Annotated in this window: 12 protein-coding genes and 1 tRNA gene; 4 read left to right on the top strand and 9 right to left on the bottom strand. The window is 56.9% G+C overall.

Annotated elements, in window-relative coordinates; all coding sequences use genetic code 11:
* Positions 1-735, bottom strand: coding sequence for a hypothetical protein (locus IK012_RS08245; protein WP_290953000.1), 735 nt, complete (start codon positions 733-735; stop codon positions 1-3).
* Between IK012_RS08245 and IK012_RS08240 the strand changes: the two genes are divergently transcribed.
* Positions 730-1,221: a peptide chain release factor-like protein gene (locus IK012_RS08240; RefSeq protein ID WP_173383614.1), complete on the top strand. Its 492-nt coding sequence runs from the start codon at positions 730-732 to the stop codon at positions 1,219-1,221. The two genes, IK012_RS08245 and IK012_RS08240, sit on opposite strands and share 6 nt — an antisense overlap.
* A 141-nt stretch (positions 1,222-1,362) precedes the next feature.
* A complete protein-coding gene (locus IK012_RS08235; protein WP_290952996.1) occupies positions 1,363-2,613 on the top strand; it encodes a lamin tail domain-containing protein in 1,251 nt (416 codons plus the stop codon).
* A gap of 176 nt (positions 2,614-2,789) precedes the next feature.
* Here the strand turns inward: IK012_RS08235 and IK012_RS08230 are convergent, their stop codons facing one another.
* Complete coding sequence (locus IK012_RS08230) at positions 2,790-3,239, bottom strand: hypothetical protein (protein WP_290952993.1); 450 nt, start codon at positions 3,237-3,239, stop codon at positions 2,790-2,792.
* A gap of 94 nt (positions 3,240-3,333) precedes the next feature.
* Here IK012_RS08230 and typA point away from each other — a divergent pair, with 94 nt between their 5' ends.
* Positions 3,334-5,169, top strand: a complete 1,836-nt coding sequence (gene typA / locus IK012_RS08225; RefSeq protein ID WP_290952989.1) for a translational GTPase TypA — start codon at positions 3,334-3,336, stop codon at positions 5,167-5,169.
* A gap of 316 nt (positions 5,170-5,485) precedes the next feature.
* Here the strand turns inward: typA and IK012_RS08220 are convergent, their stop codons facing one another.
* The 6 genes from IK012_RS08220 to IK012_RS08195 form a co-directional block, all read right to left on the bottom strand.
* Positions 5,486-6,229, bottom strand: coding sequence for a hydroxymethylpyrimidine/phosphomethylpyrimidine kinase (locus IK012_RS08220; RefSeq protein ID WP_173379126.1), 744 nt, complete (start codon positions 6,227-6,229; stop codon positions 5,486-5,488).
* 61 nt (positions 6,230-6,290) lie between these two features.
* Positions 6,291-6,845, bottom strand: coding sequence for an aminoacyl-tRNA hydrolase (gene pth, locus IK012_RS08215; RefSeq protein ID WP_290952983.1), 555 nt, complete (start codon positions 6,843-6,845; stop codon positions 6,291-6,293).
* A 105-nt stretch (positions 6,846-6,950) separates the two neighbouring features.
* The gene (locus tag IK012_RS08210) at positions 6,951-7,574 is read right to left on the bottom strand and encodes a 50S ribosomal protein L25 (protein ID WP_290952980.1); all 624 of its coding nucleotides are present in this window, start codon (positions 7,572-7,574) and stop codon (positions 6,951-6,953) included.
* A gap of 38 nt (positions 7,575-7,612) precedes the next feature.
* A tRNA-Gln gene (locus tag IK012_RS08205) sits at positions 7,613-7,684 on the bottom strand.
* Between the two features lie 248 nt (positions 7,685-7,932).
* Positions 7,933-8,817, bottom strand: coding sequence for a 4-(cytidine 5'-diphospho)-2-C-methyl-D-erythritol kinase (gene ispE, locus IK012_RS08200; RefSeq protein WP_290952976.1), 885 nt, complete (start codon positions 8,815-8,817; stop codon positions 7,933-7,935).
* A gap of 26 nt (positions 8,818-8,843) precedes the next feature.
* Complete coding sequence (locus IK012_RS08195; protein WP_290952973.1) at positions 8,844-11,816, bottom strand: DNA translocase FtsK; 2,973 nt, start codon at positions 11,814-11,816, stop codon at positions 8,844-8,846.
* A gap of 61 nt (positions 11,817-11,877) precedes the next feature.
* Here IK012_RS08195 and IK012_RS08190 point away from each other — a divergent pair, with 61 nt between their 5' ends.
* Entirely contained in the window at positions 11,878-14,922 is a 3,045-nt protein-coding gene (locus IK012_RS08190; protein ID WP_290952970.1) for a CHASE2 domain-containing protein, read from the top strand.
* 143 nt (positions 14,923-15,065) lie between these two features.
* On the opposite strand, the gene panC is transcribed toward IK012_RS08190, so the two are convergent.
* Positions 15,066-15,917 (bottom strand): pantoate--beta-alanine ligase, encoded by an 852-nt coding sequence (gene panC / locus IK012_RS08185; RefSeq protein ID WP_173383620.1) that lies wholly within the window; start codon positions 15,915-15,917, stop codon positions 15,066-15,068.

The following is a 15,917-nucleotide window of genomic DNA, read 5'->3' as shown; positions in this document are numbered from 1 at the left end:
CTAGAAGCCGAGAGGTTCGAACAGGCTCTCGTCGAGACGGGAATACGTCATGTGGTATTCCTTCTCGATCCAGTAGAGAGCGAGTTTCTTTCCGCTCCAATTCTTCTTCACGGCGATGGACTCGATTCCCTTCGTAATCAGCGGGATAGTTTCGGGAAGGTTCAGTTTCCAGCTCTGGTCATCCCATTCGAAAATCATGATAGGCACTTCCGGGCTCTTCTGGAGTCCGACGCTTCCGCGGTCGTTCTTCACCTTCATGGGGCCGAGCGGCAGCTTCGTCAAGCGGTCAAGCATGCCGCTCTTGCTGAGCATCATGAACAGCATGCGGTCTTCTTCGGATTCCCACAGGTGTTCTCGCTCGTAAAGGCGGTAGAGGAGAATGGAATAGGCCTCGTAGAACAGGCAGGTGTCGAGCGCCTCGGAATCGTAGACCTTGGCGTGGTTCTCGAGCGTATCGAGCCAGTATTCCGAAGTATCGGTCAGGTAACCGTACAAAGTCTCGGCAGAAGCGCCCCCGCGAACCGCGGAAAGGAAACCCGCGAACATGGTTTCGAGCATGGCCTGCTTGTCCTGCTGCTGGCCCTCGTATTGGGCGTTCTTTACCTGGGCACTTGCGCCCGATTCCGCGGCCTTCGCGCCTTCACCCGATTGCCCGGCGGTACCCGCACAGGCGGTAAATCCGAGAGCGAGCGCCACCGTGAACGCCGCAACAATTGTATTTTTCAAGATATGCATCGCGATACCTACCTAAGAATGACTTTGGACCAACTGCTCGCCGCCTGTTCCCAGAAGGGCTTCCAAGGAAGCGGCCCCGGCGGACAGCACCGCAACAAGACCAACACCGGCGTACAGCTCAATCTGCGTGAATACAATTTAGAAATCAAATCCTGCGAAGCGAGGAGCGCGAAGGAAAATAAGACCCATGCGCTGCACCGGATGCAGATGGCCATCGCCCTGAACGTCCGCGAAACGCCCGCAGACCCCGAAATTCCGTTTCCCGGGAGCAACGGCCACATACAACCTTCCAATGCGCTTTTCCCGCTGTTCGTCGCGCACGTATTCGACATCATGGCGACAAAGGCAGGAGACACGAAGGCGGCAGCGGCGGCGTTCGGGCTTTCACCCAGCGCGCTCGTGAAAATACTCCGGCAAGACAAGGCCTGCGCCGAAAAGTTGCAAAACCAGAGGGTCGCCGGCGGCAAATCCCGGCTGAAGCTCTAAGCGTCAAAACCCGAATAATGACAGCCCAGCGCGCTTAATCGACACGATTAAGCGGCCTACACAGAAAAAAAGGTACCAAAAAGGCTGATTTTACCTCCCAATCCGTATTAAGGGTAAGGACACCCAATACAGGAGGTTTTTATGAGTCCTTTGAAGAAAATGAAAAACGGCGCGGCCGCACTCGCCGCATGCGCATGTCTCGCATCCATATGGAACTGCGGAAGCGACACACAGGAACATGAGACCGTCGGTGGCGCCGAAACCGCGACAGCAAGCGTGGCGCTCCGGTTCTCGCATGTCGAAGTCCCGCTCACCGACAGCCTCGTGGTGGACTGCGTCGGCGCCGACACGCTCCACCTCTCGCTGGGCCCGAAGGATTCGGGTTTCGACCTCGACCTTTTCCCGCATGAACACTGGAAATTCTCCGCGAAGCTCTACGCAAACGGAGCCCTCATGCAGAAAGGCGAAATCGAAACACGCCTGGATGCGGGCAGCGTCGTGGACCTTTCCATCCCCATGCACGCCGTCGTCGGGTTCGTGTACGTGGAAATCCCCCTCGGGTTCGGCAATCCGGCGGGCATCGCCTCGGGCCTTCTCCAGGTCGAATCCACCAACGGCACCTTCGAATTTCCCATGCAGGTCGAAGAGGGCAGCGCCATATTCAAGAGCGGCATGCTCCCGCTCGGGCTGGAATACACGTTCCGGCTCTCGCTTGCGGATTCCTCGGGAACGAACATCTACAGCATGGAACAGACCTTCCTGCTCGACGAAAGCACGCCCGTCCCTGAATTACAGATAAATTCACTGCGGGCAAAAGTCAGCGTCTCCATCGGGAAGGCCGAAGACGTGGAGATGGAAATCCCGCTCACCCTCCCCGCAGGCAAGAGGCGCCCGAAGGCAGGTGACATCGTCGTAAGCGAGTTCCTGGTGAACCCGAACAAGAACGATTCCGCGCTCTACGAGTTCGTGGAAATCTACAACGGGAGCAACGACTCGCTCATCATCGAGAACTGCTTCGTGGGGAAGACATCGCTCGAAAGGGAATCGGCGGCCATCGAGCCGTTCGTGCTCTCTCCGCGCAAGGCGACGGCCATTGCCGACACGAGCGCCAAGGTGCCAGCGGAATTCCGCCATGCGGCGGCACTGCCGGCGTTCAACAAGTCGAACTCCTCTACGGGCGCCTCCATCGTATTCCACTGCGACGGAGAGATTCTCGATTCCGTGTACTACGGCAAGGTGGATTCGCTGCACCTCTCGCAGGTCCCGTTCAGCACGAACTCCAGCACCACCAAGAGCCCGCACCTGAACATCGGGGCGTGGGATGACCGCGAAAATCCCGAGAACTGGTGTCTGGACGCGCCTACGCCGGGAGCGGCGACTTTCTGCAATTAGGCAGCATAAAAAACAGACGCAGGCCCGCACTCGCGAGCCTGCATTTTCTTCATAGCCACCCTGACACTGAAACAAGTTCAGTACGAGCTCCGGTCAGGGTCAAAATGTTTATTTCAGGGTCGAAATGTTTATATCTGATGCTGATCTTCATCAGCATGACAGCAGGGACAAATCGACTATCCGTGGAGCTGCGTCACGGGCTTTTCGATATCGAAGAGGCGACGGAGCAGTTCGGTCTTCGCCGGGTCACGTTCGTCGGGGAGCGTGAGCGGCGCCATGTTGATGGCGACGAGAATCGAACCCGGGTAGTTGTTCGCGCACTTCACGAATTCGCTCGAAGAAACGCCATCGGTGTAGAAGTCCACGACGAAAGTGTCCCAGTCGTCGTTTTCGATTTGTTCCATGGCCTCGGCTTCGGTCCGCACCGCCTTGAAGGTAGCGCCGACAAGCAGGTCGGAAAGCACTTCGAGACATGCGCCACGGCGGGTGTCGTCCTCTTCCCAAATCAGGATGCGGCGTTCGCTGTAGTCGCGGACGACCGGCGCCATAGCCTCTTCTTCGGGGAAGAACGCCTTGGCGGTTTCGTCCATTTCATCATTTTCAAAGTCTTCAAATTCTTTTGCCATGGCTGTAAATATAGTAAAAATTCGCCTGAACTTGCCATATAAGGCTCATTTTGCTAAATTTGGGCGCAAAAAACAACCATTACAGGCAGATTCCATGGACCAGTCAAAAATCAGAAACGTCGCCATTATCGCCCACGTTGACCACGGTAAGACCACCCTCGTCGACCAGCTCCTCAAGCAGTGCGGAACCTTCCACGAAGGCGAGGAAGTCAACGAACGCGTGATGGACTCCGACAACCTGGAACGCGAACGCGGCATCACCATCCTCTCCAAGAACACGAGCGTCATGTACAAGGGCTACCGCGTGAACATCGTCGATACCCCGGGGCACGCCGACTTCGGCGGCCAGGTGGAACGCGTTCTCGGTACGGTGGACGGCGTGCTTCTGGTTGTGGACGCCTTCGAAGGCCCCATGGCCCAGACCCGCTTCGTGACCCAGAAGGCTCTCGAACTCGGCCTCATGCCTATCGTTGTGGTGAACAAGATCGACCGCGACGGCTGCAACCCGCACCTCGCCCTCGACAAGGTTTTCGACCTCTTCTGCGAACTCGACGCCAACGAAGAACAGCTCGACTTCGACAAGGTGTTCGGCTCCGGCCGCAAGGGCATCTGCAAGGCCGAGATGGAAGACCCGGACGGCGACTTCAGCATCCTCATGGACAAGATTATCGAGCGCATTCCGGCCCCGAAGGGTGACCCCGCCGCCGAACCGCTCCTGCAGATTGCCTCCCTCGAATACTCCACGTTCCTCGGTCGCTTGGCCGTGGGCCGCGTGCAGGAAGGCGTCATCAAGCCGAACCAGACTTACGCACAGTCCTTCAGCGACGGCACCGTCAAGAACGTCCGCCCGCAGAAGATCCTCCGCTACGAAGGCCTCACCCCGAAGCCGGTCGACGAAGCCGGTCCGGGCGAAATCGTGCTTATCGCTGGCCTCGACACGTTCGATATCGGTGATACCATCAGCGCTTCGAACAATCCGAAGCACCTGCCGCGCATCCACATCGACCCGCCGACCATCTCCATGATCTTCACCGTGAACACCTCGCCGCTCGCCGGCAAGTACGGTGGCAAGTTCATGACGGGTAACCAGCTCCAGGAACGCCTGGAACGCGCCCACATGGCCGACCCCGCCCTCCTGGTCGAAAAGGTCGACGGAGCCTCCACGTTCAAGGTCTCGGGCCGTGGTATTTTGCACTTGACGATCCTCGTCGAAAACATGCGCCGTGAACTTTACGAATTCACCATCGGATCTCCGCAGGTGATTTTCCACAACGATGAAAACGGCAAGCTCCTCGAGCCGGTCGAAGACTTCAAGGTCGAAGTCCCGAGCGAGTTCAGCGGCGCCTGCATCCAGGAAATCCAGCAGCGCAAGGGCGAAATGGTGAACATGGTCACCGACGACAACGACCGCGTGACACTCGAATTCGTCGTGCCGAGCCGTGGCCTCATCGGTATCCGTCCGCGCCTCCTCTCGCTCTCGAAGGGTTACGCCGTGACGCAGTCTTCCTTCAAGGAATACCAGCCGTACAAGGGCGAAATCCCGACACGCATCAACGGCGTGCTCATTGCGAAGGAACCGGGCGAAGCCGCCAGCTACGCGCTTTCCAACCTGGAAGACCGTGGTTACCTCATCATCGGACCGGGTGCCGAAGTTTATCCGGGCATGATCGTGGGTGAACACAACCGCGACGTCGATATCACCGTGAACGTTACGAAGGGCAAGCACCTCACCAACATGCGCTCCAAGTCCGCTGACGACATGATCCAGCTGACTCCGTACCGCCGCATGACCCTGGAAGAATGCGTCACCTTCATCAACGAAGACGAATGCATCGAAGTCACGCCGGAAATCCTGCGTCTCCGCAAAAACGAGCTCGACCCGATCAAGAGAAAGCAGCTCTCGAAGCGTCCTGCTGAAGACGACGATTAAGCGACCGCTCGTTCGACATCTAGGGAGCAGAACCTCCGGTTCCTCACTCGCTCTCACTGCAAAGGCCCGTTAATACGGGCCTTTTCCGTTCACAGGCGACCGCTCGTTCGACATCTAGGGAGCAGAACCTCCGGTTCCTCACTCACTCTCACTGCAAAGGCCCGTCAATACGGGCCTTTTCCGTTCACAAGCGACCGCTCGCGCTAAACACGGAAATTACTCCGGTTTGTGCTCGCATTGAAATTCAAAAGCCCCGCACGCCGCGGGGCTTTATTTTTTCACGGACGACCGCTCCGAAGACGGCCACTCGTTTTTTCTAAAAATCTTTCGCGAGGCGGCCTTCCCCGCTCTGGAGAAGTTCGTTCATGTATTGCTTCGCGATTAGGCACGCATCCGGCAAGTCCTTGCCGAGCGCCACGTTCGCAAGGATTGCCGCGGAAAGGTGGCAGCCCGTTCCGTGCTTCCCTTTGCCGGGCAACCGCGGGCTCCTGAACTTGTACTGTTCATCCTTGTACCACAGGGTATCGACGGCTTCCTTCCCTCTCGCATGCCCTCCCTTCAGGAGAACCGCAAAATCCTTTCCGAGTTCAACCTCTTCGCGCGAAGCGGCCAGCCCGAGACCCAGGAAGGCAAATTCGTCCTGGTTCGGGGTCACCAGGTCAATCGACTTCATGACCGGCAAGAACTTCTCGGCGTCGCGCATAAAGTGGTATCCCGCCGAGGCGCTCGCAATCGGGTCCCAAATGATAAAGGCGTCCGGGCTTTTCTCGCGCACGAATTCCACAATGCGCCTGAGGACCCTCGCCTTCTCGACAAGCCCGATTTTCACGTACTTGAAGGTATGCTTGCGGAAAAGCGTTTCGAGTTGCGCCTCGATACGGTCCCAAATGACCCATCCCGGGGCAACGAACTCGTCTTCGTTCTGCTCGGTAACAGCCGTGCAAACAGCCTGCGCGTACACGCCGAAATGGGCCATCGCCTTCACGTCGGCCAAAATTCCGGCACCGGCACTGCCATCAAAGCCAGCCACCGTAAGCGCGAATGTCAGTTTATCATCCATAATCTTCCCACCCAGACAAACGCTAAGGAGTATACTAGATATATACTCTTATAAATATATACTATTTTCCGTTATAGCGTTCCATGCACTTTTCTATGCCAAGTTTAAAGTAGCATTCTACAAGTGCCGGGACCTTGGAAATGGCCTCTTCGAAGGCAGGACGGTCCTCGGGAGAGAATTTTGCGAGAACCCAGTTGGAAAGGTCGCATTTCGGGGGGCATTTGCCCACGCCGAAGCGGATACGGGGGAACTTGTCGCCCACATGCTCGATGATGTTGCGCAGGCCGTTCTGACCGCCGTGGCTGCCGTCCTTGCGGCAACGGATTCGACCCACGTCAAGGTTGATATCGTCGCTGAACACCAGCAGGTGGTCCACCTTCACCTTGTACCAAGTCATCAGGGCCTGCACGGCCTCGCCCGAGAGGTTCATGTAGGTCTGCGGCTTCGCGAGCAAAACCTCCTCGCCCGCGATATTCACCTTCATCGTGAGCGCCTTGTGTTCGCTTTTCCAGTCCTTGTTCGGGTCGGCAAGCTTTTCGATTGCCATGAAACCCGCGTTGTGGTGCGTGTTAGAATACTGAGTACCAGGATTTCCGAGACCTACGATAATATACATGATTCAAATTTAGAAAAAATGTCCATGCCGCGGCAGATTTGCGCACAAAAGCAAAAGGTCCGCCGATTGGCAGACCCTTTGAAGTTTTCTTGACGATTGTCCAGATTACTTGGCTTCCGCAGCAGGAGCGGCAGCAGCGGCCGATGCGGCATCAGCAGCATCTTCCTTCTTCTTGGACTTGGACGTAATCGTGAAGATCACCGTGCGCGGGAGGCTAGCGAGTTCGCAGCCTTCCGGGAGCTTGAACGACTTGGCGTAGAACGTGATGTTCGTTCCGAAATCGGAGATATCCATTTCGAGAACAGTCGGGATGAAGCCCGGCTTGGCAGAGAGCATCAGGTAGCGGCTTTCCTGAGAGAACACGCCGCCCTGAGTCTTGACGCCGACCGGAAGACCGGTGAGCTTGACCGGCACGCGGACCTTGATCTTGGAGTCTTCACCGATCTTGATGAAGTCGATGTGAGTGATAGCCTGAGTGATGGCATCCTTCTGGTAGCTGTAGATGACAGCGGGATTGCCGGCCTTGCCGTCGATCTCGAGGTCGAGAAGGGTGTAACGCTTACCCGGGGCGAGAACCTTGCGAACATCGATAGCGCTGACGCTGATATTCACAGACTCCTGACCCTTACCATAATAGACGGCCGGAATCTGGCCAGCCTTACGAAGGCGGGCGTTGTCGCGGCTCTTGCCTAGCACTCTCGAGGTTGCTGCGAGTTTTGTGAGTTCCATTGTAGACTCCAATTGAGGTTTATTGTTAAAAAATTTCATTGGGGTAGCTGGATTCGAACCAACGAATAACGGAATCAAAATCCGTTGTCTTACCACTTGACGATACCCCAATGGTGGCGCAAATATATAAAAATTCGGGGAATTTTTAAAGGGAAAGCGGTTATTTTCGAATAGAAAAGGCTATTTCTGGTATAAAATGCTTGCGGGCGGGGCCCGAGCTCAGAGTGGCGAAGGCCGCACGGGCCCCGCCCTGCACCCACCCCATCTCGGCCGACGCCTCTCAGGTTTGGGCAGTTTATAGCAATAGAAAGACCGTTTATTGCAGGTTTAAGACCGTTTATCGCAAGGGCCCAACGCTTTATGCGTGCCAGAACTTGGTCAGGGTGAGGTAGCGGGTGTAGGGCTGGAGGTTCTCGGCGGCGGTTTCGGCGGAGGCCTTGTCGGTAAAGATGCCGAAAACGGAGGCGCCGGAGCCGCTCATGAGGGCGACCCGCGCACCGAGGTCAAGAACCTTGTCCTTAAGCGCGGAGACCAGCGGGTGCTTCGGGAATACGGAAATCTCGAAGGCATTGAAGAACGAACCAGAATCGAGAAGATGGCACCCGAAGGACTTTTCCGCATCGGTTCCGCTCGCCCATGCCGCCTTGTAGGCATCCCAGCGGTCCGGCCCGGACTTCGGGACACCCGCATACGCATCCTTCGTGGGGACGGCGTCGTGCGGGGTCGCGACAAGCAGGACCTCGCCCGCAGGTAGGTCGAGCGGCTCGATGAAGGTCAGGCGCTCGCCGATGCCCTCGGCGAAAGCCGTGCCGCCTCTGACCAGGAAGGGCACATCGGCCCCGAGCGTCGCCCCGATGCGTTCCAGTTCCGCAGGCGGCAACCGGAGGTCCCAGAGGCGGTTCAGCAACCGAAGGGTCGCTGCGGCATCGGCGCTGCCACCACCAAGCCCAGCACCGAGAGGCATCACCTTGTCAAGGAAAATTTCCGCCCCGAGGTTCTCGTTCCCGGAATGGCTGCGCAAAGCGAGCGCCGCCTTGTAGACGAGGTCCGATTCCACGGGATAATCCTGAGGCTTGTTGTAGCTCAGGGCAATTTTCCCGTCCATGCGGGCTTCCGCCGAAACGGTATCGCCGGCATCGATGGTCTGAAAAACAGTGCCGAGGTCATGGTAGCCGTCTTCACGCTTGCGGATGACATCGAGAAACAAGTTGATTTTTGCAGGAGCGAATTCTTTAATCGTCATTGGTCAATAGTCGCTAGTTATTGGTACTACCTGAACGCGCCGGAGCGGTCAAGTTGCATGAGTTCATCCATGCCGATAAGCATCGCGCGGGGCTTGGAGTTGCCGGTACTGCGGGCGCACAGGCCCATGCCGTAAAGCTGGTCCACGATCTTGCCCGCGCGGCTGTAGCCCACGCTGAAATGGCGTTGCACGGCAGAAGTAGAAAGGCCGTTGCCGCATTCGATTGCCCACTTGGCGACCTCGAACAGGAGCTTGTCCTTCTTCTCGTTCATCGCGGCATTGCCTTCACCGTCTTCATCGCCTTCCCCGCCTTCGCCTTCGACCTCGAAGGTCTCGAGCTGCGGGTAGCAAACGTTCTGGTTGCTGCAGGCGTCAGCAAGCTTTTCCGCCTCTTCGTCGCTCAGGAAGGCTCCGTGCACGCGCACCGGGTCGGGAGCGTTCACCGCCTTGAACAGCATGTCGCCGCGCCCGAGCAACTTCTCGGCGCCGGCATGGTCCATCACGGTACGGGCGTCCACCTGGGATGCCACCTTGAAACTGATACGGGTCGGCAGGTTCGCCTTGATGTTACCGGTAATCACCTTCACCGACGGGCGCTGGGTCGCGAGCACCAGATGGATGCCGACTGCGCGCGCCTTTGCGGCCAGGCGGCTCACGTTCTTCTCGATTTCCTTGCCGGCCACCATCATGAGGTCGGCCATCTCGTCGATAATCACGACGATAAACGCCATGCGGTGACCGCGATCGGTATCGGGCACGTCGTCCGGCAGCTCGCCAGCCTCGAACTTCTCGTTGAAGCCGAGCAGGTTGCGGACCTTCGCCTTCGCGAGCACCTCGGTACGGCGGTCCATCTCGTAGCAGAGCCACTGGAGCGCCTGGATGGCGACCTCGGGCTTGGTAATCACGGGAGCGAGCAGGTGCGGGATGTTCTCGTACATCTTGAGTTCCACCGCCTTCGGGTCCACGAGAATCATGCGCAGTTCATCGGGAGTCTTGCTGAAGAGCATGCTCGCCATAAGCGCGTTGATACAGACGGACTTACCGGAACCTGTCTGGCCCGCAATCATCAAGTGCGGGGCCTTCGCCAAATCCATCGTGAACGGCTCGCCGGAAATATCCTTGCCAAGCGCCATGACAATCTTGTCGGGCGTAGGCTTGAACGCGGCGCTCTCGAAGATGTCGCGCCCGAAGATGGTCTGCATCTTCCTGTTCGGAATTTCAATACCCACGGCTCCCTTGCCCGGAATAGGCGCCAGGATGCGGATAGACAAAGCCTTCAACGCCATCGCGAGGTCATCTTGCAACGCGCTGAACTGGCTCACCTTCACGCCCGGGCCCGGTTCCACCTCGAAGCGCGTAATCACGGGGCCGGTCTCGCAGCCCACGACCTTTCCCTTCACCTTGAAGTTCTCGAGCTTTTCCTCGAGCATGCGGCCGATGGCATTGAGTTCGTCCTCGGTATAGTCCGCAGGCTGCGGATCGTGCTTGTCGAGAATCTCGTCGACCGTGGGAACCTTGTACTCGTCGTAATGCACCGTCGGGTCAGGCTGCGGAATTCCGTTCGCTGCACCGCCCGTATACGTCGTCCCGGACGAAGAAGTTCCAATCTGGTTCGCGCCTTCGTAGGTCGGGTCCTGTTCCACCTCGTCGCTCGAGACTATCTCGGGCATAAACGTCTCGTCGTCCGCGGCAGGCGCATTGTCCGCTTCCTCGGGACCGGCGAACAATCCGGAAAGGGTCCCGGCCATCGTACGTTCGGGCCTGCTTTCCATTTTTCCTGCACCGGCGACCACGGTCCTCTCGTCGTCCTGCGAGGGAGCCGCGGCATTCCCGGCCATAACAGTCTTGTCGCCGCCTACGGTATCTACCGGACGGGTATTGTTGTTCCCGCGAACGGCGCCCTTCACCACGATCTTGTTCTGGTGGGCGCGTTCCCAGTTGAGCATGTCGCGCGCACGGCGGATTTCGGCAATCTTGTCGCGGATTTCCTTGATTTCGAGAGCGCTCATGTAGCGTTCGTTGTCGCGCAGCTGTTGTTCCAGGCGCAAAATTTCGGGATCTTCGCCCGTCAATTCCGGCGAAGCCGCCTCGGCCGGAACCACGGTCCTCGCGGTTGCGGCCATCGTCGCAACAGGCATTGCCGGCGCAATTGTCGTTTCGCCCGAACCGGCCTCGTCCCCGAGATCCATCAAGGGAGAATCCATCCAGTTCTTACGGGCGCTAAAAGGCTTCAACTTCCCGCGGTGCCGCAGCCTGTAACCGTCGGGTTCGTTGAAAATGGTATCGTCGTCCATGAAGGTGATGCCCTTGCGCTTCGGTTCCTCGGTCCGGATATCATCGTCTTCTTCGGGCTCTTCGCCTTCCAATTCCTCGGCCTCGGGCTTCTTGCGGAACAGCCCCGCAAACCAGCGCATCGTCTTGGCGATAAAGGCAAAGTGCCTCGGGCGCAACCCGAACGAAAGCACGAGAATCAGGGCAAGCGCCACGAGCAGAACCAGGAGCGGCGCCACGCAGGAGACCTTCCCGAACACGGGAATCGCGATATTCTGGCTAAAGAACTGCCCGACAATTCCGCCGTTCATCATCATCACGTCGCGGCCCACGTGGGTTTCGCCGTAGTTCTTGAGCGAAAGCAGGCACGAAAGGTCGACGGTCAAAAGGCTCATCCCGATGGCAAAGCTGAGCAGGCGTTCGCGCATGGAACGCACCGCCAGGAAGAGTCCCCACAGCATGAGCGCTCCGGTGAAGAACACTACGGGAAGTTTGCCGAAAATGAAATTGAAAAGATCCGGCAGGAACTTGCCCAGGTAGGGGCCAAGCCAGTTGCCGTCGGAACCGCTATACACGGAACTTACACATCCGAGCAGGAGAATGATTCCGACCGCAGTCAGGAACCAGCCGCCGAGCATTACAAAAAATGGAACATCCGATTCGACCGGGGTCTTTTCCCTGGATTTCGAACTTGTTTTTTTTGCAGTTTTCTTTTTCTGTGCAGCCAAAATACGCTCCTGGGGCAAATCATACTGAAATATAGTTTTATTGTTTTATTATACTTAAAGCATGAACAAAAAAATCTTGAAAAAGATAAAGAAGATTGTCGTCGGCCTTGTCATCACCGCCGTCCTTCTTTTCCTGATTCTCCTTCTTGGCAATTCGCAGGACCCCTACATCGATGTGACCCGTACCGCCGCCGAGGATCTGGAAAACTTCTTCTACGACCAATTCTTCAAGATTAAGACCGGCAAGACCTTCGAAAAGCTCGAGAAAGACGGCAAAGTCTTGATGAGTCACAGTTTCGAGCCCAACATCATCATTGTCGATATCGACGAGAACGCCCTCACGAAGCTCGGCAACTACAACGAATGGGACCGTTCCATCCACGCCAACGTCATCAAGAACTTGAACGATGGCGGAGCATCGGCCATCGCATTCGATATCCTGTTCAAGAGCGCGGACTTCGGCCAGAAAAAGGCGGAACAGACCATCAACATCCTGAACACGGTCGATTCCACCAAGCAGTGGGACTCCCTGTTCTCGGATATCCGCTCGCACTACAATTTCGACTCCCTGATGATCAAGGAAATCAGGGAGAGCGGGAACGCCATCATGTGCTTCATGATGGACGATTCCACCTCGTTCAACCACAAATCCGTCTGGGAGAAACTCGCCACATTCGAACGCGCCGAGGAACTCGGGTTCAACTCGACTTTCAACAACTCGCAAGTGGATTCCATCACCCATGTGGAACCGAAAACGCTCCTCGACAACATCTATCCCGAATTGGCACAGGCGGGCGCCCTGATGGGTTCCGTGAACGCCTACCCCGACGATGACGGCGTGGTGCGCCACGTGTCGATGCTCTACCGTTTCCCGAACCCCTACGCCTATCCCGACATTCCGAGCCGCGTCTATTCCACGATGTCCCTGATGACGGTCCTCCACCTGTTCCACCAGGACCCGAAAAACGTCAAGATCAAGATGGGGAACTACATCGACCTCGGCAAGCCCTTCGGCATATACCGCGATTCGGCGGGGGGCTTCCACGCGACCTATCCGCAGTTCAGCTACCCCATGTTCCTCGAGCTCCGGAAATTCCTCAAGCGCAAGGACGCGCAGCACAGGGCCTCCGAAGACATCATCGACATAACCAACAAGGTCATCGCCACCAAGAACAAGGATGGCGAAATAACCTTCTCGCTGTTCGACGGGCAGGTTCTCGACCCAACGGAATCCAAGCTGCTTCTCGACATCGCGACCAGCGTCCACTGCGATTCACTTCTGTCCCTCAAGCAGGGCGAAGAAACTGAATTCGCCGCCGGCGTGACCATCACCCGCGAAGACGAAAGCGAATCCAACATCCTCTTCATCGTCAACGACACGAACAACGACGAAGAAATCACCATCACGCCGAACATCCTGCATACCATCAGCTATTACAAGGATTCGCTTTCGAGCCTTCCCGTCAACAAGCCCAAGCACCTTTCCATCGACATCGACCTCCGTTACGACAAGTCCTCGAAGAAATGGGTGTCGAACATCGCCATCTTGAACGACAAGGTCATCCGCGACATCATCGCCACGAGCGAGAAGAAGGTCGACAACCTCAAGCCCGGCGAAGAATACCGATTCGGCCCCATCAAGCGCGTGCCCATCGACAATTACGGGCGCTACCTCGTGAACTACATCGGGCGATACAATACCGACAAGGAAAGCCGCCCGTTCCAGCACTTGTCCTACTACGATGTCACCAAGAACCGTCACGACCAGGCCATGTACCAGGGCAAGGTATTCATTCTCGGGTCGGCGGCGCCCGCCCTGTTCGACTTTGTGCCTGGCCCGCACGAAGAAAACAACCCCGCCGTGCTCATACACGCGACCATCATCCAGAACATCCTGAACGACAACTACATCGTGACCCTGGCCGAAAAACACCAACAGTTCATCGTCATCCTGCTCGCCATCCTCTGCATGGTGCTCGGTCTTTTCATCAAGAGCTACATATCCATCGCCATTTCGTTCCTCCTCATGAGCGCCTACACCTTCATAGCGTTCCGCTACTTCCAGGACGGCATGTACATCGGCGTATCGAAGCAGCTGATCGCCATGCTGATTACGAACATCGCGGCCTTGATTGTCCAGTTCTACTACGAAAACAAGGAAAAGCGATTCCTCGACAACGCGTTCAAGCAGTACATCTCGCCCGAACTGATTGACGAAATGGTGAACAACGAGATTATGCCGACCCTCGGCGGCGAAAAGTCGAACATCACCGCGTTCTTCACCGATATCGCAAGCTTCTCCACCTTCTCCGAAAAAATCGGCGACCCGAGCCGACTCGTCGACCTGCTGAACGAATACCTCACGGCAATGACGGACACGCTTTTGAGCAACAAGGGAACGCTAGACAAGTACGAAGGCGACGCCATCATCGCATTCTTCGGAGCGCCCATGCCCCTGGAAAACCACGCGCAAAGCGCCTGCAGCGCCGCTTGCGACATGCAGAGCAAGCTCATGAAACTCCGCAAGAAATGGACATCGGAAGGCGACAAGTGGCCGAAGGTGGTCCACGATATGCACATGCGTATCGGTATCAACTCGGGCGACATAGTGACGGGCAACATGGGTTCCACCATGCGCAAGAACTACACCATGATGGGCGACGCCGTGAACCTCGCCTCGCGCCTGGAAAGTGCCGCAAAGCAGTACGGTGCCTACATACAGATTAGCGAAGACACGCAGAAGCACCTCGAGCCGGGCAAGTTCATATTCCGCTCGCTCGACACCATCCGCGTTGTAGGCAAGAGCCTGCCGGTCAAGACGTTCGAACTCCTCGCGAAATCGGACACCGAGAACCGCGAAACCTTGAACAAGCTCGTAGAAATATGGGAAACGGCCCGCGAGGCCTACCTGGAGATGGACTGGGACAAGGCGCAGGATTTGTTCACGCAGTGCCTCGAATACGAGCCGCATCTGCCCGAGCGCGACCCCGGAAGCAAGACATGCCCGAGCCTCGTGTATATACAACGTTGCATCGCCTACCGCGAGAATCCGCCCGTGGCACCCGGCGAAACATGGGACGGCGTGTTTACCGCAACAAGCAAATAGCGCCTGCGGCGCAGTTATTAGTCAATAGTTACAGGCACCTGCGGTGCAGTTACTAGTCAATAGTTACTAGTTACTAGAATTTTAGGTCTCAAGAAGCTTCTTGAGACCCGTTAAACTAGTAACTCAGAACTAGGAACTAGTAACTAATTAAGTTCGATATTGTCGATAAGGCGGGTCTTGCCGAAGAAGGCTGCAACCAAAATAACGGCCTTGTCCGAAGACTTCAGCACGCCGGAGAACTTCTGCAAGTCCTTCTGGTTCACGACTTCGACAAACTGCACCTGGCCGCGGTTCTGCAAGATGGACTTCACCACGACATCGCGGAGCTTCGCCACGCCCTTCTCGCCGGCGAGGAAGGCGGCCTTCGCTTCTTTCAGGCCGGTAGAAATGCCGAGCGCCTGCTTGCGTTCTTCATCGGACAGGTATTCGTTGCGGCTGGAAAGAGCAAGTCCCGAAGCCTCGCGCACGATAGGCACGCGGTGGATTTCGATATCGAAGTTCAAGTCCTTCACCATGCGTTCGATGAGGAACACCTGCTGGTAATCCTTCTCGCCGAAATAGGCGTGGTTCGCACGGGTAATGAGGAAAAGCTTGGAGACGACGGTGAGCACGCCGCGGAAATGTCCGGGGCGGTAGGCACCGCAGTAAAGGCTTTCGAGGGTCTCGTCACGCACCATCGTGAGCGGATCGCCATCCGGGTACATCTCGGAGACGCTCGGGGCGAACACGAAATCTGCCCCCAGGGACTCGGCGAGCTTGGCATCGGCCTCGAGACGCTTGGGATACTTGTCCAAATCCTCGTTCTTGCCGAACTGGATCGGGTTCAAAAACACGCTGACAACCGTAATATCACAATCCTTCACCGAAGCCTTGATGAGGGCGCCATGACCTTCATGGAGCGCACCCATCGTCGGGACGAGACCGATTGTTTTTCCCTCCTTCGCAAGCGGTTTGAGCGTTTCGCGAAGAGTTTCGATTGACTTTATGATTTGCAT

The sequence above is a fragment of the Fibrobacter sp. genome (assembly GCF_017551775.1).
In the GTDB taxonomy this organism is placed as follows: Bacteria; Fibrobacterota; Fibrobacteria; order Fibrobacterales; family Fibrobacteraceae; genus Fibrobacter.
This window is presented reverse-complemented; position numbering and strand designations above follow the sequence as displayed.

Excerpts from the sequence above, each read along its gene's own strand:
- IK012_RS08240 (WP_173383614.1), top strand. The coding sequence starts at position 730 with ATGCATCGCGATACCTACCTAAGAATGACTTTGGACCAACTGCTCGCC.
- IK012_RS08245 (WP_290953000.1), bottom strand. The coding sequence starts at position 735 with ATGCATATCTTGAAAAATACAATTGTTGCGGCGTTCACGGTGGCGCTC.
- IK012_RS08235 (WP_290952996.1), top strand. The coding sequence starts at position 1,363 with ATGAGTCCTTTGAAGAAAATGAAAAACGGCGCGGCCGCACTCGCCGCA.
- IK012_RS08230 (WP_290952993.1), bottom strand. The coding sequence starts at position 3,239 with ATGGCAAAAGAATTTGAAGACTTTGAAAATGATGAAATGGACGAAACC.
- typA (WP_290952989.1), top strand. The coding sequence starts at position 3,334 with ATGGACCAGTCAAAAATCAGAAACGTCGCCATTATCGCCCACGTTGAC.
- IK012_RS08220 (WP_173379126.1), bottom strand. The coding sequence starts at position 6,229 with ATGGATGATAAACTGACATTCGCGCTTACGGTGGCTGGCTTTGATGGC.
- pth (WP_290952983.1), bottom strand. The coding sequence starts at position 6,845 with ATGTATATTATCGTAGGTCTCGGAAATCCTGGTACTCAGTATTCTAAC.
- IK012_RS08210 (WP_290952980.1), bottom strand. The coding sequence starts at position 7,574 with ATGGAACTCACAAAACTCGCAGCAACCTCGAGAGTGCTAGGCAAGAGC.
- ispE (WP_290952976.1), bottom strand. The coding sequence starts at position 8,817 with ATGACGATTAAAGAATTCGCTCCTGCAAAAATCAACTTGTTTCTCGAT.
- IK012_RS08190 (WP_290952970.1), top strand. The coding sequence starts at position 11,878 with ATGAACAAAAAAATCTTGAAAAAGATAAAGAAGATTGTCGTCGGCCTT.
- panC (WP_173383620.1), bottom strand. The coding sequence starts at position 15,917 with ATGCAAATCATAAAGTCAATCGAAACTCTTCGCGAAACGCTCAAACCG.